This is a genomic window from Corynebacterium sp. HMSC063A05 (assembly GCF_001809695.1).
Taxonomy (GTDB): Bacteria; Actinomycetota; Actinomycetes; order Mycobacteriales; family Mycobacteriaceae; genus Corynebacterium; species Corynebacterium amycolatum.
The window spans coordinates 150447-172343 of sequence record NZ_KV798493.1 but is presented as its reverse complement, the minus strand read 5'-3'; the positions used below and the strand labels follow the sequence as shown (position 1 = coordinate 172343).

The 21897-nt window shown below is 59.7% G+C and carries 18 protein-coding genes; 8 read left to right on the top strand and 10 right to left on the bottom strand.

Translation table 11 applies throughout. The features are described from left to right. Positions 1-211: 211 nt before the first annotated feature. The gene (locus tag HMPREF2651_RS01730; protein WP_070585953.1) at positions 212-1354 is read left to right on the top strand and encodes an alpha/beta hydrolase; all 1143 of its coding nucleotides are present in this window, start codon (positions 212-214) and stop codon (positions 1352-1354) included. A 131-nt stretch (positions 1355-1485) separates the two neighbouring features. Here HMPREF2651_RS01730 and HMPREF2651_RS01725 read toward each other — a convergent pair whose 3' ends face one another. From HMPREF2651_RS01725 to HMPREF2651_RS01715, 3 genes are all read right to left on the bottom strand, one after another. Next, the gene (locus tag HMPREF2651_RS01725; RefSeq protein WP_038626431.1) at positions 1486-2127 is read right to left on the bottom strand and encodes a DUF3239 domain-containing protein; all 642 of its coding nucleotides are present in this window, start codon (positions 2125-2127) and stop codon (positions 1486-1488) included. Between the two features lie 25 nt (positions 2128-2152). Next, positions 2153-3856, bottom strand: coding sequence for a DNA repair helicase XPB (locus tag HMPREF2651_RS01720; RefSeq protein WP_049180898.1), 1704 nt, complete (start codon positions 3854-3856; stop codon positions 2153-2155). A gap of 148 nt (positions 3857-4004) precedes the next feature. Beyond that, positions 4005-6521, bottom strand: coding sequence for a helicase-associated domain-containing protein (locus HMPREF2651_RS01715; RefSeq protein WP_049180899.1), 2517 nt, complete (start codon positions 6519-6521; stop codon positions 4005-4007). A 74-nt stretch (positions 6522-6595) separates the two neighbouring features. On the opposite strand from HMPREF2651_RS01715, the gene HMPREF2651_RS01710 reads away from it, so the two are divergent. After that, positions 6596-6784: a hypothetical protein gene (locus HMPREF2651_RS01710; RefSeq protein ID WP_016423317.1), complete on the top strand. Its 189-nt coding sequence runs from the start codon at positions 6596-6598 to the stop codon at positions 6782-6784. A 315-nt stretch (positions 6785-7099) separates the two neighbouring features. On the opposite strand, the gene HMPREF2651_RS01705 is transcribed toward HMPREF2651_RS01710, so the two are convergent. Continuing rightward, entirely contained in the window at positions 7100-7720 is a 621-nt protein-coding gene (locus HMPREF2651_RS01705; protein WP_038626426.1) for a transglycosylase family protein, read from the bottom strand. A gap of 870 nt (positions 7721-8590) precedes the next feature. Between HMPREF2651_RS01705 and HMPREF2651_RS01700 the strand changes: the two genes are divergently transcribed. Further along, positions 8591-9022 (top strand): cold-shock protein, encoded by a 432-nt coding sequence (locus tag HMPREF2651_RS01700; protein ID WP_070585952.1) that lies wholly within the window; start codon positions 8591-8593, stop codon positions 9020-9022. Positions 9023-9093: 71 nt separating this feature from the next. On the opposite strand, the gene HMPREF2651_RS01695 is transcribed toward HMPREF2651_RS01700, so the two are convergent. Beyond that, complete coding sequence (locus HMPREF2651_RS01695) at positions 9094-9633, bottom strand: DUF2771 family protein (protein WP_239663043.1); 540 nt, start codon at positions 9631-9633, stop codon at positions 9094-9096. A 77-nt stretch (positions 9634-9710) separates the two neighbouring features. Then, positions 9711-10871, bottom strand: coding sequence for a glutaminyl-peptide cyclotransferase (locus tag HMPREF2651_RS01690; RefSeq protein ID WP_049180901.1), 1161 nt, complete (start codon positions 10869-10871; stop codon positions 9711-9713). Between the two features lie 23 nt (positions 10872-10894). Between HMPREF2651_RS01690 and HMPREF2651_RS01685 the strand changes: the two genes are divergently transcribed. The 3 genes from HMPREF2651_RS01685 to HMPREF2651_RS01675 all read left to right on the top strand — a co-directional run bounded on the left by HMPREF2651_RS01685 (position 10895) and on the right by HMPREF2651_RS01675 (position 14142). Further along, positions 10895-11587 (top strand): DUF3027 domain-containing protein, encoded by a 693-nt coding sequence (locus HMPREF2651_RS01685; protein ID WP_239393054.1) that lies wholly within the window; start codon positions 10895-10897, stop codon positions 11585-11587. 158 nt (positions 11588-11745) lie between these two features. Then, entirely contained in the window at positions 11746-13260 is a 1515-nt protein-coding gene (locus HMPREF2651_RS01680) for an NCS2 family permease (protein ID WP_070560173.1), read from the top strand. Between the two features lie 9 nt (positions 13261-13269). After that, positions 13270-14142, top strand: a complete 873-nt coding sequence (locus HMPREF2651_RS01675) for a TrmH family RNA methyltransferase (protein WP_049180904.1) — start codon at positions 13270-13272, stop codon at positions 14140-14142. Between the two features lie 3 nt (positions 14143-14145). Here the strand turns inward: HMPREF2651_RS01675 and HMPREF2651_RS01670 are convergent, their stop codons facing one another. The 3 genes from HMPREF2651_RS01670 to serC form a co-directional block, all read right to left on the bottom strand. After that, positions 14146-15042, bottom strand: a complete 897-nt coding sequence (locus tag HMPREF2651_RS01670; protein WP_246817321.1) for a DUF6928 family protein — start codon at positions 15040-15042, stop codon at positions 14146-14148. Between the two features lie 24 nt (positions 15043-15066). Then, the gene (gene sepH / locus HMPREF2651_RS01665; protein WP_049180906.1) at positions 15067-16194 is read right to left on the bottom strand and encodes a septation protein SepH; all 1128 of its coding nucleotides are present in this window, start codon (positions 16192-16194) and stop codon (positions 15067-15069) included. A 222-nt stretch (positions 16195-16416) separates the two neighbouring features. Further along, positions 16417-17553, bottom strand: a complete 1137-nt coding sequence (serC, locus tag HMPREF2651_RS01660) for a phosphoserine transaminase (RefSeq protein ID WP_049180907.1) — start codon at positions 17551-17553, stop codon at positions 16417-16419. A 715-nt stretch (positions 17554-18268) separates the two neighbouring features. Here serC and HMPREF2651_RS01655 point away from each other — a divergent pair. Together HMPREF2651_RS01655 and HMPREF2651_RS01650 are read left to right on the top strand one after the other, a co-directional pair. Further along, positions 18269-19564: a citrate synthase gene (locus HMPREF2651_RS01655; protein ID WP_038626406.1), complete on the top strand. Its 1296-nt coding sequence runs from the start codon at positions 18269-18271 to the stop codon at positions 19562-19564. A gap of 213 nt (positions 19565-19777) precedes the next feature. Next, positions 19778-20137, top strand: a complete 360-nt coding sequence (locus HMPREF2651_RS01650) for an FKBP-type peptidyl-prolyl cis-trans isomerase (protein WP_005511805.1) — start codon at positions 19778-19780, stop codon at positions 20135-20137. Positions 20138-20310: 173 nt separating this feature from the next. Here the strand turns inward: HMPREF2651_RS01650 and HMPREF2651_RS01645 are convergent, their stop codons facing one another. Beyond that, positions 20311-21792 carry a carboxyl transferase domain-containing protein gene (locus tag HMPREF2651_RS01645; RefSeq protein WP_049180908.1) on the bottom strand — a complete coding sequence of 494 codons (1482 nt, stop codon included), beginning with the start codon at positions 21790-21792 and terminating at the stop codon, positions 20311-20313. Positions 21793-21897: the final 105 nt, after the last annotated feature.

Here is a 21897-nt window from a genome sequence, read left to right as displayed (position 1 = left end):
TGGTTGCTCCCCTTTGTTGTTGTGGGGTGGTGGCTGCGGCCCACTTTTGTTTTACCCACAAGTAAACGACATTAAACAAAATAAACAGCGCAAAATACTATTCTTTTTCCCATCCAATATTCTGTTGATTTTCAGTTAGCAAACGATCGATTAAATTCCCGGTTTCCTATTTCGATGAATTCTCGTGGGTTCTCTGTGGCAGACTGTCTCTATGACTAATCAGACACCTAACTCCGATGTGGTTAACCTGGCTTCTTCTGAGGGCGAGGCTCAAGACAACTTCACTCCCGTAACGACCGAAGAGGGTAAGCTGCAACAGCTTATTGAATGGCTCGAAGAACACGTCTCGGCCTATTCCTACTTGAGCGAGGTTGTCCCGTTGGGTGCCTCTGAAGAAGACATCAGGAAGGCTCGTGCGTCAGTCAATGACCGCGGTGCTCGTATGCCCGACGCTATTATTCACGGTTCGATGATGGTCTTGGGGGCGGCCGTCAACCATTCTTCGCCATACCTTGCGTATGCCGATGGCAAGGTTGAAGTAACGGATACGACGGTGGGGGATAGTCCTAGCGTTCCGGTTCGAGTTTTTGTTCCGCAGGATCCAACCGGATCTGTGGTAGTTGCCGCACACGGTGGCGCTTTCTGGATGGGTGACGGCAGTCTGCGTGAGAATTCCTTCGGCCCAAATATGGCGGCCCTGGCAGCCCGATCCGGCGCAATTGTTGTGGATGTGGACTACCGGCTCGCACCAGAGCACAAGGTGTCTGAGGCCGTCAATGACATCGCGCGGGTAGTCACATCTGTCGCAGATGATTCGTTGCAGCTTCAGAAATTGGGTGCAATGCCCATCAGAGATCAGAACCCGATAGTTCTCTACGGTGTCTCTTCAGGCGGGCACAACGTTGTTTCCGCGGTAAACCAGATTAGTCAGGACACGCCGGTTGCTTTGTTGCTCGTTGCTCCGGCCCTAGACTTGCGTGGTGCGCCTGCGGTGTGGTTGCAGGCATTCTTCGGCACCTCTGACGATTCGGCAAAGGAAGTGTCACCGGGATTGCATGAGCCGTCGCGAAGCATGCGTGTCCACGTTCAAGCGGCCTCCCGCGATACTGTCGTTCGTCCAGCTACCGAGTACCTGAAGAAGGTCGAGGAGTCGGGCGGAGAGGCCTCTCAGGCGGAATTCTTGGCAACTCACCAGATTGCGGTTCCAAAGGTTCAGCGAGAGCAGATTACGGACGCGGCGCGGTTCATTTTAGAGGCCACTCACACGGAACGTGAGCTGCCAGAGGACCCGGCAGGTGAATACGATAAGGAAGCGATTGACCGGCAGAATGAAGAGTCCTGGGGCAAGAGCTAGCCAACCCGTTTCAGTTCCCAATGGCGCTCTCGCTGTGCATGTGAGCGCTGCGGAGGGGGCGCCGGTAGGGAAACCGGGGGCGGAGCTAGAACAGCTCAGTGCCAGAAGGCCGGGGGGCGAACAGGCCCCGACTAGTTCAGCGGCAGGAGGTTGCGCTTCGTTGCGTGGACCTCTTCCACCCGGTCGATGTTGCGTTCGAGGACATTCCAATCGTTGACCGGAATATTGCGCTGGGCTTGGGCAATGACTGACTTGTCAGGAGTGGACCACGCGAGGGGCACTGGGGTGATTTCATCGTAGAACTCGGTGCGGCTCTTATGCGTGCCGGCCACAGCAACAGCTGGCACCTTCGCGCCCACGCGGCGGGGAACCCCGGAAATCGTGGTGACAGTACGTGTAGCCAGGGCCGGGACGGGCTCTCCATCGGAGGGGTTTTTACGCATGTCCACCAAGGTCATCAGCACCATGGTTCGCTCATCCACACGCGCAATCATGGCCGGAACCAGCGGGGATTCGTCGTAAAGCTCTTGCGGATCCTTGATTGCGCGTCGCACCTGGAAGGTAACGCCGACGTAGAGAGTCGCGAGGGCGAAAAGCACAACCGCGCTGCCGATAACAAACGGCGTGCGGTCGAAAACTACTAGAACCAGCACAGCGCCGACGAGCAGCAGAGCAGAGAAAATGCCGGAGGAGATGAGCAGTCGGCGGGCATCGCGGTAGTACTCGTTGTTGGCGTTGGTGTGCTCGCGGTTGACGGGGAAGTGAAAGTTCATGGCAGTCCTTTAGTTATCCATTTTTCTAGGATTCCGAGCTAGCGGTGGAATCGCCGGGCAGGGTTGGGCCGAGGTACTCATCTGCGTCGACGATTCGGTAGGCGTAGCCCTGTTCCGCCAGGAAACGCTGGCGATGAGCTGCATATTCAGTATCGAGCGTATCGCGAGTTACCACCGAGTAAAAGACGGCGCCACCACCATCGGACTTCGGGCGCAGGAGACGCCCCAGACGCTGCGCCTCCTCCTGTCGGGAACCGAAGGTGCCGGAGACTTGCACGGCGACAGAGGCCTCGGGAAGGTCAATGGAGAAGTTCGCAACCTTGGAGACCACCAGCGTGTTGATCTCGCCGCGCCGGAACTTCCCAAAGAGCTCCTCGCGTTTGGCGTTGGACGTCTTTCCTTCGATGACATCGACGTCCAGTTCCTCGCCAATCTCTTCGAGCTGATCCAAGTAGGCACCAATCACCAGAGCGGGTTCGCCCTCGTGTCGGGCAAGGATTTGCTTGACGACGGGAATCTTCGTCGGCGTCGTTGCGGCCAGGCGATACCTGTCGGAGGCTTCAGCTGTGGCGTAGAGCATGCGCTCGGACTCGGTCGGGGTCACGCGGACCTCAACGCAGTCAGCCGGCGCGATCCAGCCCTGAGCTTCGATGTCTTTCCATGGGGCGTCGTAGCGCTTCGGGCCGATCAGGCTGAAGACGTCGCCCTCGCGGCCATCTTCGCGCACCAGGGTGGCGGTGAGCCCCAGTCGACGGCGCGACTGCAGATCCGCACTCATTCGGAACACAGGAGCGGGCAGGAGGTGGACCTCGTCATAGATGATGAGGCCCCAGTCGCGGGAATCGAATAGCTCGAGTGCGCGGTATTCTCCCTTGGTCTTGCGCGTGACCACTTGGTAGGTCGCAATAGTGACGGGGCGAATTTCCTTCTTTTCGCCGGAGTATTCGCCGATTTCGTCCTCGGTCAGCGAGGTGCGTTGCAGCAGCTCGTCGCGCCACTGCCTGCCGGCGACGGTGTTGGTGACCAGGATCAAAGTAGTGCGCTGCGCGTCTACCATGGCCGCCGCTCCGACGATTGTTTTTCCTGCGCCGCAGGGCAGCACCACGACGCCGGAGCCACCCTCGCGGAAGGAATCGGCCGCCATGCGTTGGTAGTCGCGCAGTTCCCAGGTGTCGTGGCCTCCGGTGCCCTGATCCTGCCAGGCGATGGCGTGTGCCTCTCCGTCGATGTATCCGGCGGTGTCATTGGCAGGCCAGCCGACCTTCAGCAGCTCCTGTTTGATTCGGCCTCGCTCGGAGGGGTGCACGGTCCAGGTGTCGGCATCGATTTGCTCGCCGAGCATCGGACGAATCTTTTTGTGCTTGGTCACCTCGGCCAGTACCGCGGGGTCGTGTGAGAGCAGAATAAGGCCGTGAGCTGGATGCTTGGTCAGGCTCAGGCGACCGTAGCGGTCCATGGTCTCCGCGACGTCGATAAGCAGTGGCTGGGGGACGGGGAACTTGGAATAGCGCTCGAGGACATCGACCACCTGCTCCGCGTCGTGACCGGCAGCGCGGGCATTCCACAGCGCCAGCGGGGTGATGCGGTAGGTGTGCACGTGTTCAGGAGCACGTTCGAGCTCCGCGAATGGTGCCAGCGCCGCGCGTGCCGCATCCGCCTCCGGATTATCGACCTCCAGCAGCACCGTCTTATCCGATTGGACGATCAGCGGACCCGTACCGAAACCCATTACTTCCTCGCCTCGCAGACATTCGACCAAAAATAAGCTAAAGGTCAATTCTGCCACGATTACGCAGAAGATGCGCCACGGGCTCGAATCATCCCGAACCGTCACATTCGCTTTTGCATCGCTTTACGACGATCCCCGCGCCCGTCGCCTAGTCGACAGGATGTACTTCGGTAATGCGATGCAGCAGAAAGCGCAGCACTTGGCTGGTGGCCGGGTCGATAGCATCGACCTGCCCACCGGAGACAGTGACTGGGCGCACGCGCTTGCGGCCGGGTTTGCCGTTGCGGTCGACGTAGCTTAAATACAGGTCGTCGCCGTGGCGAGCCGCGCGCTGCAGTAGCTTGAATGCTTCGGTGCCGGAGGCGTAGCCGCTCGTGCCACCGGTGCTAGCGCTAGCACCGGCAGCCGTCCCCGTACCTGTCGCCGAATCCGCAACCGAGCCAGAGACCCCAGCAGTGCTGCCACTGGCTGTAGCGCCACTGGAACTACCGGCGTGCTCAGCAGCACGGTTGCCATCGGCAATGGCCGTCAACGCCTGGCTGATGCGTTCCGGTTCGGGCATCGTTGTACGCGCAGTAGGCACCGGAGCTGGCGCCTCAATGCGGCAGGGAGCGCGACCGAGATCCAGCACCAAACCCTCTGCATCTTCGGCGATGATGGAAAAGCCCGCATTTCTAGCGGTCTCAATCACCTGGGCAAGCGGGGCCTGGCTAATTAGCACCGTTTCGGCAATCTTCCGCAACGCCAGGCTTTGTCCAGCCTGGTGACTCTGGAATGAGGCCAGCAGAGCCGGATCGTCACAGCGGATAAACGAAGCTGCGGGGCCACCGCGGAGACGACCGTGGCGGCGGGCGACGTCGTCAAGCAAATAGGTAATGGACTGCGGCACTTCGCCGACGGCGTAGCGCGAGAGAAACTCCGAGATATCGGCGGCGTTGATGCCGGTGTCGAGGGCATCGCGGAGGCTGTCTTCGGTCACGCGGTAGACGCTGGCGAGGCCGGGAGATTCCAACTGCGCAATCGAACTGAGCATGCGTTCCATCTCCGGGGATGCGGGGCCCGGTACGACGATGGTGTTGTCCGCCTGGACCATCAGGTACGAGGCGTTCGGCGGCAAGAGGTTGTTACAGGCAGCACGCAGATCGTCGAAGGCCTCGGCAGTGCCGGATTCGATGAGCGCGACTATGGCTTTGCCGACCTCGCTAAGGCCGACGGAAATCGTTTCCACGCCCGGGTCCCGCACGACGATGCCGAGGGCGACCAGCTCGTCGACCACGCCACTGAGAGTCTCGTCCGTGCACCTCGCGTTGGTGATGGGGTAGTAGTAGGCGGCGCATTCACGCAGGTCAGTCAGAGCAACGACGTCGTTGCCGCTTGCCGACGACGCCACCTGCGCACAGCAGGCCAGCACCATTTCCCGGATTGACGGTACCCCGGAGAGCCGAGTTTGAGGTGAGAGCAGAGCAATGCGCTTGCCTTCCTCATTGAGCTGGTCGACCCGCCAGGGCGCTGCGTCGCTAGTGCGAGTGCCGACTGTCAAGCTCACCCACCGGTCAACCAGATCGGCGTCGAGGAAGCCGTCGGCTGCCAGCGTGGGTGCGAAATAGTCACCACCGGTGTCGTGCAGTGGCAGCGGATGCGGAGTGCCGACATGAACCAGGCCCGCTGCACCGAGGTTAGCCACGCCGCGAGCCAGCTCCGAGATGTCGACACCGAGCTCCTCGATGAGATTGCGGGTTTCCCGCACTCCGATGACACCGTTTTTCAAGGTCGGTGCGGGGTTGGTTCCCAGTAGGTCCAGGAGGTCAGTCGCCTGTCGCAAAGTTTCCCAGGCGGTGGCGGCAGCACGGTCGTTACCGCTGGCAATTACATGGGTAGCGGGGGTTTCGGGGCGCAGGGGGACGTCGTCGTCGGCAAGCCCGACTCCACGCATAAGCGCGCGAACGGTGGCGGGCAAGCGGACGGTGCCCTCGTCGATGCGTTCGAGCAGGCCGGCGCTGATGAGCGCTGGGACCGGCAGCGAGGGGTCGGCATCCGGATGAGCGTCCTTTGTGACGCCGAGACCTCCGGAGTTGGCGAGGGTATCCAGGAGACGCTGCTGCCTGTCTGTGACCTTGGTGAGTGCCGTGCGTAGCTGGCTGCGGCTGGGGCCATCGGGATTGGGCAGAAGATACCAGCCGGGTGGCAACGAGGTGGCGACCTCATCGCTGAGACAGAAGTAGTCCTGCCAGGGCAGAGGCTTCTTGCGGGTGGACTTGCCGGTGAAAGTGCCGCGTGGGCCGGCGCCGTTTCCCCAGATGAGTCCGTATGCGCGCAGGGTATCGAGGCCTGTCCGAATATGTGCGGCCGTGGGCCGTTGATTGGCGGGAACCTCTGCTCGAGAGAGTAAGTCGAGAATGTAGTCGATGAGGGCGTCCGCAGTGACGGGTTCGGCGTCGGCACCGAGGTCAGCGGCAGCCTCAATGCAGGCGAGCTCCAGTGCGGGCAGTTTGGTCAGCGCGCGGGAGACAGAAGCGCGGAGCTGGAGCCTTGCCGCTAGCACCTGGGAAGACTTCGGCGGCGGCGACAGCGCATCGGGGCGATTGCTGAGGATAGTGCCCACAAATTGGTCTGGTTGACCTGCCAGCCAGTCGGAAAAGAGTGCAAAGGGGGTGGTGCTAGTCATGACAATCCCCACTTTAGTGAGGTTTAAGGAGGGGAGAAGGTGACTGGGGAGAAAATTTTTGGGATAATCTCAGCATGGCTAACGTTGCAAAGAAATCCTATGTCGATCCCGGCTGGCCGAAGGACCTCGAGCCTGGTCAGCACGCTGTTACTGAATTGATTGCTCACCACGCTGGTGCAGATTCGCCTTTCGGCGACATTGAGTTCCCGGTTGATCCGGAGACTTTGGGTTACGTGCACCCGACCACGGTGATTAACAAGTAATCTTTTATATTTTTAGCAGAGCTAGATCTGCAGGAGGCCCGCAGCCGTGACTGCTAGTTCAGTCGTGGCTGCGGGCTTCAAATATGAAACTGTGCGAGTTTATGACACTTTCAAGCCATTTTTCGGGCCATTTTTTGTCATAAACGCAGTCACTAACTCGCGTTGGCACGCGGTCGCCAGCCATAAACGCAGGCAGTAACTCACGCAGGCAGTAACTTACATTGGGCCGGTACCGCCAACCTGTTGAAGACAAATAGTAGCCCCGAGGTGAATCACCCTCGGGGCTACTGTGATGAGCTGGCTAGCTCGAAAGCCTTAAATCAGACCCTGCAGCTTCGACAGGTCGAACGGAATGGCTGCGACCAGTTCCTGCGGAAGCTCAATCTGACCGGTCAGTGCACGGAACTCAGCGATGAGTGCCTGGGCGTCGGACAGGCTGTCGACGTTGGAGAGGCGGTCAGCGAACTGCTGGATCAGGTCGGTCTTGGAGTCGGAAGCAGCAGCTGCCGGAGCGGCCTGTGCGCGAACAGGAGCGACGCCCTGGCTCGGGTGCGGACGATCGGTCGGGCCGGAAGAGAGACCCAGGCTTGCGGAGCAAGCCGGCCATGCGCCCCAACCCTGCTGAGCCAGAACCTTCTCAGCAACGTAAATCTGCTGCTCGCGGGAAGCCTGATCAGCGGTCGAAGCGAACTCGTTACCACCGAAAGCGTTCCAGGTGCTTGCGGAGAACTGCAGGCCACCGTAGTAGCCGTTTCCGGTGTTGATGTGCCAGTTGCCACCGGACTCACACTGTGCCAGGCGGTCCCAGTCGGAGTCTGGAGCTGCAGAAGCGGTCGGTGCGAAGATAGCGGCACCGGCGCCGAGGATTGCGCCGGTCAGTGCAACCTTTGCCGAAGTGGAAGCGAAGGTGTTGGTCTTAGCTGCGTGGCGAGCCATATGAAAATTTCCTTTTCGTCGATTTTCTTTGTGGCGCCAGTGGGGCTAATGCAACCCCATCTCACTCTTATGGAAAGTTCTTCACGTTGTTGGTAGCGGGCCGATGTCATCGCACTGGAGTGAGATGAAGGCGATCTATGCGACTTCGTCCGTTAAACGTGTCGATTGCACACCGTAGCGGTTGGTAACGAAATAGTCACGCGAACCGCCGGATTCTTAATTTTGAGCGCAGGTTGGAAATATGGATAAAAGTAGGTGAAACTGCAGGTAGGAGATGTGACTGTTAGTGGTGATGTGTAAGTTAAAACATCATAATGTGATAAAGCTCACGTTATCGTCTTGTTATTTTTCCTGTTTTGGCGCGTCTCCGGCACTTGAAAAAGAGGCCATAAGAGATAGCCAAGAAGAACCAACGCTGGCAGTTCGTTGCAGTCTCTGTGCGTCAATCCGCGAGGGTGCTCGCTTCCCACAAATCCATCTTCCCTTTATGTCCCCATCTATGGGTATAATTGAGTTCTTTAGGTAATCGGAGGTGACGTGCACATGCACGCCGCTACCGCTGCCGCCACTTCGCACTAGTAAGCAGTAATAAATAATGTGTTCCCGGTTGGAGTGCGTCCCGTTTTGGTCGCACCTTAATTAAAGGAACACCATTAAGACAGCGCCCGGCCCGGCATATCCTCGCGGTCCTGTCTGGCCAAGCTCGCCTCAATCGAGCCTCTAACTCTGGCCGTTTGTGCGTGCGAGGACGGTGGCGAGTGCGGAAGAATTGCATCTCCGATCCGAAGACCCCGAAGGGCAGTCACCGCTGCCCAAGGGGAACGAGGTTGAGTGCCCCCAGTCGTAGGGCACGGGAAGGTTAGGTGGAAAGTGCCCATCGGTAAGGTCGGGTGGTACGACAAGGATCGCGGTTTTGGCTTCGTGTCGAATCCGGACGGTGAAGATGTCTACATCGGCAAGAACGTGCTGCCGAAAGGCGTGGAAGAGCTTGTAACTGGTCAGCGCCTGGAGTACGACTACGCTGACGGCCGCCCAGGCCCACAGGCCCTCCGGATCAAGGTGCTCGACGAGGGACCGCGCAGTGCCCGTCACCGCCGTGGCGGGGCAGGTGGGGGCGCAGGGGCCCGTCGTCAAGCGAAGAAGTACAGCCCCAGTGATCTCAACGGCATGATTTCGGACATGATTTCCATGCTGGAGTCGACGGTGCAGCGTGACCTGCGCGCCGGGCGTTACCCGGAGCGTAAGGACGGCCACCAGATGGCTGAAGTCCTGCGTGCGGTCGCGCGCGAGCTGGACTCGTAAGTCGTTAGAAGACGTGAAAACGCCCGCTCATGAAAGTGGAAAACCTCAGTGAGCGGGCGTTTTGCTGTGCTTTACGACGGTTCGTTGACGATCGACCAAGTAATACCGTAGGTGGTCTCTTCGCCCTCGGAGTTCTTTCCGATGAGCGCGGTGGAAACCTCCACGACCCCGAGTGGGGTGCGTTTGCCGGCAACAGCTGCGGAGCCAGCGATGGTCTCGGTCGTGGCTTCGCCCGGATCCTTGCGAGAGGTGGAGTTGACCGCATCGTCGGAGAAGAAGCGCTGCAGAGTCCAGGAGTTAGAGCCAACAGTGGAGCCGACGTTAACCTCAGCCGTCTCCTGCTCGCCCAGGGAGATCTTGGCGGCGTTGGCCTCAGTCGTGGTGCAGGCATTCTTCTCAAAGAGGTCGCAGACGCGGTAGGGAAGAACCTCTGTGGTTTCGCCGTCCTGGTTGACCTCGATGGTCAGCGCGTGTGGGTCGTCGATTGCCTGGTTGGTCCACTTATTGACAGCAAGGACGATGCCGGTGACGACAAGACCCACCACGACAATAGCGCCGACAACCACGAACGCCTTACTATTCTGTTGCCAGCGGCGCCTACTCGATCCCATCAACTCTCACTTCCCGACATTCGTAACGGAATTGAAGCTACGTTCAGTCACACTAGCCGTTCTCGGGCCAGATACTGCTATTCACTCACGGTAACACGGTAGGCTGTGGGCCATTTCTTCCCTGTAAGCAGGAACTGACGGGTTCCATTGGGCGAGGTAGACGAAGAATCCGGCATCAGCGCAATGCCGTTGAGCACATCAACACTCTGTTGCTCTGCCGGAGAGAGCTGCGCGTACAGGTCGCGGAAGAGTTCGGTGGCATCGACGATGCCTGTGACCTTTCCGTCTTCCGGGTTGATGCGGTAGATGAATGGACTCTGCCAGACGTTGGCCCAAATCTCGCGGTGCAATTGCGGGGAGGTTGGTCCGTCTGCGTTGCTCTGGCTGTTTGAATCGCTCGTGTCCGCCGGTTCTTCGTCCGGAGCTGCGTCCGGATCTACGTCGGTGTCGACAGCGACGCACTCGAGTTCGTTGAGCCACGTTGTCTCCGTGCCTGCCGCAGTGACGGGCAGTTGACGCAGGGGCGAGAGGTCATCAGGGGAGCGGAAAGTGAGGGTGCCACTGCCATCGGAGGTCACGATGGTGTCATCGAAGGAGCACGCGCCCCAGCCCTCGGCGTCAAAGGGAACCTCGCGACGCTGCCTGAGAGTAGCCGCATCGCGTTCTATGGCGCGTCCTTCCTTCCACGTCAGCTGCCACACGGTATCTCCATGGCGGGTGATGCCCTCGCCGAAGAGGTCAGGCTGCAAATCTTCCACGTTGGTCGGCTCGGCCGCAGAGTTGTCGAGCCACTGCGGCAATCGGTAAATCTGGGACTCACCGTAGAGGCCGGTGCCCATCAACAAAGAGCCATCCGGTTCGAACTCAAGGCCCTGGACAAAAGGTGCAGTGACATTCGTCGAAGCGGGAAGTGGTGGAGCGGAGGTGGGATAGGACTGCTCGATGGTCAGTTTCAGTGTCGGAACGTCACCGAGCCCCGGCACCTTATCGGCGCCGACCAGCTTGGAGGGGTTAACCGAAGCTGAAGTCGACCTTCCGGCGGTGCCGGAGTTCGAACCCGCACTAGCTCCACTAGCTGGGACCTCGCGTGAGGAATTGCTACCTGAACCTGTTTCAGTCGCACAACCGGCCAATAGGGCGGCAGTTGCCACGGAGAGGATGGCAGCTCGGGCCGTCGTAAAGCGTGATGAGTGGAAGGGGCGGGCGGGTTTTGCGTCGCCCGACGGGAATCTGTCCATAGCTTCACTCTAGGATAGGAAACGTGACTGAAAATCGACGACGTTCCCGAAACAGCCGCCGACGGGGGAAGGTGATGAATCACCAGGCGGTCGACACCGCCCGTACCGCGATTGAAGAGCTCGGGGAGGGGCCTGCCGGCGCGCACACCGGTGTAAGTGTCGTAGGCGAGGGCGTTGCGGTGCATCGTTTTGCGGCTGACCTGCCCGGATATAGGGGCTGGGAGTGGCATGTGGTGGTCGCGTGCGCGCCGGGCACTCAACAGGCGACGGTCAGTGAAGTGGCTCTTGTCCCTGGCGAAACCGCGCTGCAGGCGCCCGAATGGGTTCCTTACGAGGAGCGGTTGCGCCCCGGTGACCTCGGTCCGCGCGATCTGTTGCCGGCTGCAGTGGGAGATGAGCGACTCGACGGCGATGACTTGCAGACCCGCACGTTGTCGGCGCATGGTGTGGAAGATACCGATCAGCGCTGGGTAGAGGGCGATACCGGCCCCGAGAGTGACTTTGCTCGGGAAGCATTGCACCGTTGCCGAACCTGCGCCTTTATGGTCCCGCTGACCGGGCCGCTCGGTAAGAACTGGGGAGTGTGTGTCAACGAATGGACATTCGATGCCACGGCCGTAAGCTTTGACCACGGCTGCGGTGCTCACTCAGCTATCCCGGAAGTAACAGGGCAGGGCGCACCGGTGGCGGAACCCTACCAGGATTCGCACCTGTAGCTTCCCGCCTAGGCAAACGCGATGACGAAGACGGTGCAGCTTCGACGCCACCGTGGCCCCAGAGACTGCACCGTTACGGCTTTCGGCACAAAAATTCCGCTTTGACACGGATAAACACGTGACACGGATAGTAAAGAGACTCTAGAGAGGCATAAAAAATGGACAAAGGTACGTCCACCTCTGCAATATCCTCAGATGAGGCGAAGGACTCCAAGCCTGCACGGTCGGGGAGCCATCTTTCAGCAGTGGACCGCTATTTTCACATCACGGAGCGCGGTTCGACGACCGTAACCGAGATTCGCGGTGGCGTAGTGACCTTCTTCGCGATGGCCTACATCATTCTGCTCAACCCGCTGATCCTCGGCAATATCGAGGATGTCAACGGCAATAGCCTGGGGATACCGCAGGTCGCCGCTGTCACCGCGCTCGCCGCGGGCGTCATGACCATTACTTTTGGTCTCTTTGCCAAGTACCCCTTCGGCATTGCGACGGGCCTGGGCATCAACACTCTGGTTGCCGTGACATTCGTTGCTAACGAGGGGCTGGCCTGGGAAGAAGCGATGGGCCTGGTCGTGCTGGACGGCGTGATTATCGTGCTGCTGGCGCTGACCGGATTCCGAACAGCTGTCTTCCACGCGATTCCGTCCGATATGAAGGCCGCGATGAGTGTGGGCATCGGCCTATTCATCGCCATGATTGGTCTGGTCGACGGTGGCCTGGTTCGCCGTATTCCCGATGCCGCGGGCACGACTGTTCCGGTGCAGCTCGGCATCAATGGCCAGATTGCCTCGTGGCCGACCGCCGTGTTCGTCCTCGGGCTGATTATCTGCGGCATCATGGTTGTCCGCAATATTCCAGGCGGCCTGTTTATCGGCATCGTGCTGAATACCATCATTGCGCTCGCAGTCGAGGCCTTGACGGATGCGGGCCCCTCCTTCGCTGATGGCAAGCCAGTGCCGACCGGTTGGAATCTCGCGGTGCCGACTCTGCCGGACCGTGTAGGTGGTATGCCGGACTTGTCCCTCGTTGGCGCTGTGGATTTTTTCGGCTCCTTTGCCCGCGTCGGTGCCCTCAGCGCCACCATGCTGCTGTTCACTTTGGTCCTGGCTAACTTCTTCGATGCCATGGGCACGATGACTGGTCTGGGCAAGCAGGCCGCACTTGTCGATGAAGACGGTGTGCTGCCGGACATGAAGCGCGCACTGGTTGTCGAAGGCACCGGTGCCATCGTCGGCGGTGCAGTCAGCTCCTCGTCGAACACTGTCTTTGTGGACTCCGCAGCGGGCATCGCCGATGGTGCACGCACTGGCCTTGCCAACATTGTCACCGGCATCCTCTTTCTAGCGGCGATGTTCTTCACCCCGCTTTATGAAATCGTGCCCATCGAGGCTGCCGCGCCTGTGCTGGTCATCGTCGGTGCCATGATGATTGGGCAGATCACCGAGATTGATTTCACCCGTTTTGACATCGCACTGCCGGCATTTTTGACTATTGTCACCATGCCATTTACCTACTCGATTGCAAATGGTATCGGCATCGGTTTCATCACCTTTGCTGCGATGGCTATCTTCTCGGGTCGTGCCAAGTCCGTGCACCCGCTGATGTGGATTGTCTCCGGCCTGTTCGTCATCTACTTCGCTGCCGATCCGTTCACCGCTCTGCTGGGCGGCTAAAGAGTTTCCATGAGTACCACCACATCCCTCGAACGCTTTGCGCCCATCGTCGTCGACGATCCCGCCGACAGCCGTCTCGATGACATCCGCAACCTCAACAAGTCCGATTCCCGCCCCGATTTGCCCGGTGGGAAGGGCCTGGTCATCGCCGAAGGCACGCTCATTGTGCCGCGGTTAGTGCGCTCACGCTTTCCGCTCCGCGCAGTCTTTGGTACTCGCCAGAAGCTCGCATTGCTTGCCGACGGACTGACCGCGAGCGAGGCCGATATTGCGGAAGCTGTGCCCTGGTTTGAACTCGACCGCGAGGTTCTGGCCGCAGCGGCCGGATTTGATCTTCACCGTGGCCTGCTGGCCACCGCTGACCGCGCGCCGGAGCTTTCGGTGGACCAAGTTCTGAGTGGAGCAACCACCTTGGCTGTGATGGAGGGTGTTGGGGACCACGAGAACATCGGGGCTCTGTTCCGTAACGCGGCGGGCATGGGCGTGGATGGGGTTGTCTTCGGCGCGGCCTGCGCCGATCCGCTGTATCGCCGCAGCGTGCGTGTTTCCATGGGGCATGTGCTGACAGTCCCATTTGCGACTCTGCCCGGTACTACGACCACCTGGCAGCGAAGCCTGGACCAGCTCAAAGAGCAGGGCTTCCGCGTGGTGTCGATGACCCCTGCGGGCACGGTGGACCTGTGGGATGCCATGGACACGGACAAGGTCGCGATTCTCGTTGGTGCTGAGGGGCAGGGACTTACCGAGCACGCGATGGCAGCCACCGATGTGCGTGCCCGCATTCCCATGTCACCGGGAACTGACAGCCTGAATGTGGCTACCTCCGCAGCGATTGCGTTCTACGAGCGACTACGCGTTCAGTCGCAGCGCGCAGGGCAGTAGAAACTATTTCCCGAACTTGCCTCGCGCCCGCTGCCAGGTGCGGCCAGCGAAGTTCTTGGCCTTAGCACCAAAGCGACTGAGCTCCTCCAGAAAGTCTCGGTTCGGCTCTGCGTTGTGAACTTCGTAGTCGTCGTAGGCGCGGTCAAGCTCTGCGCCAGACTCGGAGGAACCCGGCTCACTCATTAGCCCGCGCGGACTACGAGATGTCGAATACGAAGTTCCGGGAGCCGCACGACGGCCATCGACCGCAAAACCACTAACAGGGATATCTGTAGCGGGCGAATGCGGGTCGAATCCAAGCCAGTCGGTGATGACGGCGTCGGCAAGCTCTGTCGGAATGAACGGCAAACCGACCCCTTCGCGTGGACGTGAAGCCGTACCTTCGGAAGCGTCGGGCATTGGGCGGTGCTTGCCCGCCCAGAAGCTGCCCTCTGCGGGGCAGGGAAGACCGATGTCTTCCAGTGTGCGGTAGCGAGTAGCGGAGAAAGCGCGCTTGAGCTCACCATCGTGCCAATGCGCAAAGGCACCGAAGCCCGTGGATTTATTCGACACACTCGCGTAGACGTCCGTGGCGGCAATCTCCTGGCGCAGACGAGGCGACAGCTTGGACAGCTGCGAGACATCGTCGAGAACCGTCTGCAGTACGGCAACGCCTTCAAAGCCGCCGATGTAGTATTCGCCGTCACCGGTTTCCGCCGAGCGGTTGAGCGGGAAATCACCAATCGGTGTTACCGGCAGCGTCGAATCATAGAGAGCTAGGAAACGACGCCCGAAACCGCGGTCATGCTGAACACCTGTCTCCAGGGTCGCAGCAGGGTCATTGGTGCTGATAAACCAAATCGTGACTACACCGCGGCGAATCGCGGAGAATTCGAAATCAGAAGCGTTGCCACTGGTCATGGAGCTCATTGTCGAGGAAAACTCCTACTTCTTCGGGCCGTTCGGACGTACGCCGAGAAGCACATCCTCCCACGACGGCATGACAGTCTTCTTCTTGCGCTTCGGCTGCTCCGCGTCCGGGTGCTGCAAGAACTCCGCCTCGTCAACATCGTCGTCGTCGGCGTCGCTTTGCGACGGAACGTCCTGCTCCCCGTGGCCTCGCTGCGGCTCCGCCGAAGACTGCCATGCGGCTGGCATCTCAGAGGTATCCGCGGTATCAGCAGCTCGATTGGCCTGCGGAGCCAAGTCTCGGTTGCGGCGGGCAAAGTCGGGGTCAATCAGCTCTGCTGCCAGCTCATTGCGAGCAATGGTGAGCGCGGAAAGTCCCTCCGCCTGGTAACTCCACTCGGCCACGTTGGTGGTGTGGCCCACATTCCAAGTAACCGTCACAATCCACTGTCCGCTCGGGTCGCGGTAGGCATCCCACGAGGCATCGGCGAGTTCCTGACCACGGGCGGCAAAAGCGGTGGCGAGAATCTCCCACAGGGACAACTTGGCCGGGCCATCAATGCGACGTGGCTTTGACTGCTTGCCGAGCTCCGCAATACGTGCGCGCTCCGCAAGCACCGGGTAGGCGAAGGACTCAATCTTGCGCGGCTGCATGCCGCTGTACTCAATGAGCTCCTCGACCGTCTGGCCGCTGCGAATGCGATCCTGAATCTCGCGTGGCGACAAAACGACGCGAGGCTCTTCCAGAACTGGCTTCGGCGCCGTTGGAGTCTTTTTCGGTGCCCCGCCTGACGCACCGGAGTTGTCGGCCGTCTCACTGCCTTCGGCCGAGCCGCCGCTTGCAGTGGTGGCTTCCGCTGTGCTGCCACCAGTGGAACTTTCGTCGGTGGAACCGCTCTCTGCGGTAGCACTCTCCCCAGAGCTACCGCAGGCAGTGGCGGTGGTGGTGCTTGATCCGTCGGCAAGCGATGCGGAATCAGCTGCAGCAGGGGAACCGGTGGCATCGGCGAGCTCGAAGTGCTCGACCAGGAAAGTGCGTAGGTTCTCGTCGAGAGGCAGCGTGAAGCGAAGTCCCTCCTGCCGTTCCTGCTCGGTGATATCAGCGGGAACGAGAATCAGTGAATCGGTCACATCGCCGTCCAGAACTGGCTTCAGCTCCCTCATGCGAGAACCTCCTTGTTGGTCGACGTTATAAGTAATGCTCACTAATCATGGTAAACGACAAAACTCCCGCGTCACGGACAATTGGGGCAATGCCCTTGCGCGTGGCGCGGGAGTTAAGCGGCTGAGGCCGGTAAAAGGCGGCTGCTTTGCGACTAATTTGGCGTTACTTTGCAGTGGCCATGCCGCTACTTGGCAGCTGCCATGCTGCTAGCTGCCCTGCTATTACTTGGCAGCGTAGCCGTTGTCCAGAACCCAGTCGATAGCGCCAGTCAGACGACGGATGTCCTCCGGGTCGATGGCCGGGAACATACCGATGCGTAGCTGGTTGCGGCCCAGCTTGCGGTACGGCTCGATATCGAGGATGCCGTTGGCGCGCAGAACCTTGGCAATCTGTGCGGCGTCGATGTTGTCCTCGAAGTCGATGGTGCCGACGACCAGCGAGCGCTTCGCAGCATCGGTGACGAACGGAGTTGCCTCCGCGCGGTTCTCAGCCCAGTTGTAGAGGTGGGAGGAGGACTCGGTGGTGCGAGCGACCATGCCGTCGAGGCCGCCGTTGGCGTTCATCCACTTGACCTGATCAGCCAGCATCAGCAAAGTACCGACGGCCGGGGTGTTGTAGGTCTGGTTCTTGCGGGAGTTATCAACGGCAGTTTGCAGGTTCAGGAAAGCCGGGATGAAACGGTCGGAAGAATTGATCTTCTCAATACGCTCGATGGCAGCCGGAGACATTGCAGCCAACCAGATACCGCCGTCAGAAGCGAAGCACTTCTGCGGGGAGAAGTAGTAGACGTCAGCCTGGGACATGTCGACCGGGAGGCCGCCGGCGCCGGAGGTGGCGTCGATAGCCACGAGCTGGCCCTCGGAGCCTGCCGGGCGGGTGACCGGAACCATGGTGCCGGTGGAGGTCTCGTTGTGAGCCCAACCAATAAGGTCAACGCCCTCTTCACCAGCGACAACCTCAGGTGCGGAACCCGGCTCTGCTTCGATAATCTGCGGAGCGTCGAGCCACGGAGCCATCTTGGAGGCCTTGGCGAACTTGGAGGAGAACTCACCGTAAGTCAGGTGAGCGGACTTCTTCTCGATGAGCCCAAAGGTGGCAGCATCCCAGAAAGCGGTTGCGCCGCCGAGGGACAGGACAATCTCGTAGCCTTCCGGAAGCTGGAAGAGCTCAGCCAGACCCTCGCGAACGTCACCAACAACGTTCTTCACTGCCGGCTGACGGTGGGAAGTACCCATGATAGAGGTACCGCCGTCAACGATTGCCTGAATCTGCGCCGGGCGAACCTTCGACGGACCGCAGCCAAAGCGGCCGTCGCCGGGCTGGAACTCTTCAGGGAGGACTGGGAATTGATCGCTCATATGAGGCGCAACCTTTCAAAGTGTATTCAAAGTGAAGCTTGATATACAGCCGTTGTCTTCAAACTCTAGCGGTAATCGGGGGTACTTATCGCAAAAGGGTGGGGTTCAATTGCCCCCGCTTCCGTACTTTGCATAACAAAACAGGGTGGATTGACGTATTTGCAAAGTTTGCGAAGAATTTTTTCCAGTTTTGTTGGCGTTGAAAACTTAGCGATGTGGGGCCTCTGGTGGGCAGGGAGGGGTGGATTATTGTGGATTTAGTCGATGTGTTTTCGGGCGTTGGTTCGATGACTTTTGAACTTTTAAAGACATCGGCTGTTGAATGGGCTCCTGGTTGGTAAATGAGCAGTGACAACGTAATAAACCCGTTTTTTCATTTGCATTTCAGGGTGAAGAGGGGTCAAGATTGGGTAAGCCCAGGCTGCCCGAATGGGGTAGAGGGTGTTGCGCTGCTCACACTCTTTGATATTGTGTGTTCTAATCCACTGCAGGTGTCGGTTCTTTATGGTTACGACACGGTCGATGTGAACTAAGCAAACTTTTTCACTGGACAAGATGCAATGGAACGCAAATGTCGCGCATAATTGAATCATTGGAAACAATGCGACCCCGAAGGGGTGGCGTGGAGTTGGGAGGCAGCATGCTGTTTTCCGCTGTGCCTGCTTCCCCCGCACTCTGGAGTCGTTAAGAAGAATTTTTCTGTGAAAGGGAAGTTGTGGCTACTAAAGACGGCAAGGCTGTACTCCACTACCCGGGCGGCGAGTTCGAGATGGACATCGTCAAGGCAACCGAGGGTAACGACGGTATTGCTCTGGGCAAGATGCTCCAGGAAACTGGACTGACCACCTTCGACCCGGGCTACACCGCCACCGGTTCTACCGAGTCCAAGATCACTTACATCGACGGCGGTAACGGCATCCTGCGCTACCGCGGTTACCCGATTGAGCAGCTGGCTGAGAAGGCCACCTTCAACGAGGTTTCCTACCTGTTGATTCACGGTCACCTCCCATCTGAGGAAGAGATCGCACAGTTCAACCACGACATTCGTCACCACACCCTGCTGGACGAGGACTTCCGTCGCGCATTCAGCATCTTCCCGCGTGGCGCACACCCGATGCAGACCCTGGCTTCTTCGGTCAACATTCTGGCTTCCTACTACCAGGACGAGCTGGATCCGCTGAACGAAGAGCAGCGTAACCTGGCTGCAGTTCGCCTGATGGCTAAGGTTCCGATGCTGGCTGCATACGCTTACCGCGCATCCAAGGGTGAGCCGTACATGTACCCGGACAACAACCTGAACGCTCGCGAGAACTTCCTGCGCATGATGTTCGGTTACCCGACCGCTGACTACGAGGTTGACCCGGTTGTGGTTGACGCTCTGGACAAGCTGCTCATCCTGCACGCTGACCACGAGCAGAACTGCTCCACCTCCACCGTCCGCATGGTCGCTTCCTCCGGCGCTTCCATGTTCGTCTCCATCGCTGCTGGTATCAACGCTCTGTCTGGCCCGCTGCACGGTGGTGCTAACCAGGCTGTTCTGGAGATGCTCGAGGACATCCAGCAGAACCACGGTGGCGACGCTACCGAGTTCATGAACCGCGTAAAGAACAAGGAGCCGGGCGTCCGCCTGATGGGCTTCGGTCACCGCGTCTACAAGTCCTACGACCCGCGTGCAGCTATCGCTAAGAAGACCGCTCACGACGTGCTCGAGCACCTCGGTGGCGACGAGCTGCTGGATCTGGCCATGAAGCTGGAAGAGATTGCACTGGCTGATGACTACTTCGTCTCCCGCAAGCTCTACCCGAACGTTGACTTCTACACCGGCCTGATTTACCGCGCCATGGGCTTCCCGACGGACTTCTTCACCGTCCTGTTTGCCATCGGCCGCCTCCCGGGCTGGATTGCTCAGTTCAACGAGCAGGTCACTGACCCGGCATCGAAGATCAACCGTCCTCGCCAGATTTACACCGGCGAGACCGAGCGTGACTTCGTTCCGCGCGACCAGCGCTAAGGTTTTAGCGATTACCGCGTAGGGGTTCCTCGCAGGTAGCTCAGCATAGAAAGTCCAGCGTTGAAAACGCGAAAAGGCGCGTACTAGCCTTCGAAAGGTTGGTACGCGCCTTTTATTTTTCCTAGAATTTTAAGAAACCCCATTTGAGTTGGGTCCATTTAAGTTGGAATAATTGCCAGCTTTGATAAATGCCAACTGTGATAGGAGATTGTCTTGTCCAAGCCAGAACTCACTGCTAAGTCCGGTCCGGCTCCGACGGAACTCGTCATCAACGACCTCACTGTCGGTGACGGCAAGGAGGCCACCCCGGGTGCTCGCGTCGAGGTCCACTACGTGGGTGTTGACTACGAGACCGGTGAAGAGTTCGACTCTTCCTGGAACCGCGGCCAGTCCATCGAGTTCCCGCTGAACGGTCTGATTGCCGGTTGGCAGGAAGGCATTCCGGGCATGAAGGTCGGCGGTCGCCGCGAGCTGATTTGCCCGCCGGAGAAGGCTTACGGCCCGGCTGGTGCAGGACACTTCCTGTCTGGTAAGACCCTGGTCTTTGTCATCGATCTGTTGGACGTTAAGTAAAACTTCTCCCCGATAGTAAGGCCCCGGATCTCCAGCGGAGAAAGTGACTGCGTTTATGACGCTTCAGGCGTGAAAATTTGCCCAAAAGTGCCATAAACCCAGTCACTTTCTTGCTTTCTGAGATTGGGGTGGGGCTGAAGGCCTGAACCAGGCCCAAACCAGCCCCCGGCCCCCTACTCACCCAGTGCGAAGCGACGGTAGTGGTCGAAACGTTGCTCACGGCCAACGCGAGCCGGGTTCTTCTCCAGTTCCCAGAGGGCGTGCTCGATAGCGCTCAGGGCACGGCGGGGCAGTTCGGCCGGATCCGCAGGTTCGGCCACGATCTCGTCGATGACCCCGGTCTTCAGCATGGCCTCGGCGCCAACGCCCTGTTCCTCCATCATTTCTGGAGCATGCTCGGTGTCTCGGTAGATAATCGCCGAAGCACCCTCCGGAGGCAACGGAGACATCCAGGCATCGTGCATTGCCAGCACGCGGTCAGAGGGCAGCATGGCCAGCGCGCCACCACCGCAGCCCTGGCCGAGAATGAGAGACACGGTCGGGACCTTCAAGTTCACCAGCGTGGTCAAGGTGCGGGCAATCTCGCCGGCCATGGCATTTTCCTCGGCATCTTTGGTCAACTCAGCGCCGGGGGTATCAATGACCGTGACCAGCGGAATGTTCAGGCTCTCCGCAATGCGCATCGCGCGGCGGGCAAAACGCAGCGAACCCGGCCCCATTGGGTGTGTGCCCAGCGGCGGCTGGTTATGCCGGTCCTGGGCGACCAAAATCACCGGCCGCTCACCAATCCGCGCTAGGCGAGCCCGGACCGACAGCGATTTGTGGCCATCGCCAGTGCCGGAGATTGGCACGGAGCAGTCGACAAGGGCATCGATAATATCGCCGCCACCTGGACGAGAAGTATCGCGGGTGCGCAGGATAGCTTCCCAGGTATCGCGACCATCAATGTCTGCTGCTGGCGGTGGGGTGGGTTCGCTGGGGTCTCCGTCGGCAAGCACGTCGATGGTGCGGCGGACAGCGCCGCGCAGACCTTCGAGCGGAATGATGCCGTCGATAATGCCCTGCTTGAACAGGTTCTCGGAGGTCTGAACGCCTTCGGGCATGGGTTCGCCGGTAGCGAGCTCGACGACGCGCGGGCCGAGGAAGCCGAGAAGCGCGCCGGGCTCTGCGAAAGTGAAGTGACCTGCCGACCCCCACGACGCCATGACACCGCCGGTGGTGGGATTGCGCAGGTACACCAGGAAGGGCAAGTGAGAATCCTTGTGGCGCGCCACTGCGGTGGTAATAGAGATCATGAGCGCGAACGCCGCGGTGCCCTCCTGCATGCGAGTGCCGCCCGAGGTTGGTGAGAGCAACAGCGGCAGCTGCTCCGCGGTCGCGCGCTCGATGCTGCGGATAATCCGGCGAGCGGTAGCGGTGCCGATAGAACCGCCGAGGAAGCCGAACTCAGAACAGATGACGGCGACGCGCTTGCCGCCGACGGTGCCTTCGCCGGTGATAACGGCCTCATCGAGACCTGTTTTATCAGAGGCGCGGGACAGTGTGCCGCGGTAGGCCTCGTCGATGTCACCGTGCTCGGGCGCGCCGTCCCAGGATGTGAAACTTCCGTGGTCGAGGACGGTATCTATTACTTGTTGGGCGCTGATTCTAGCCATACCTCCACGGTAGTAAACAAGGGGTAAACCGGCTTAGTTGATGGTGGGCGGAAAGGGGTAGCGCTATTGTCGGAAAAAACATGTCCGCACTACCGAGGAGTCGAA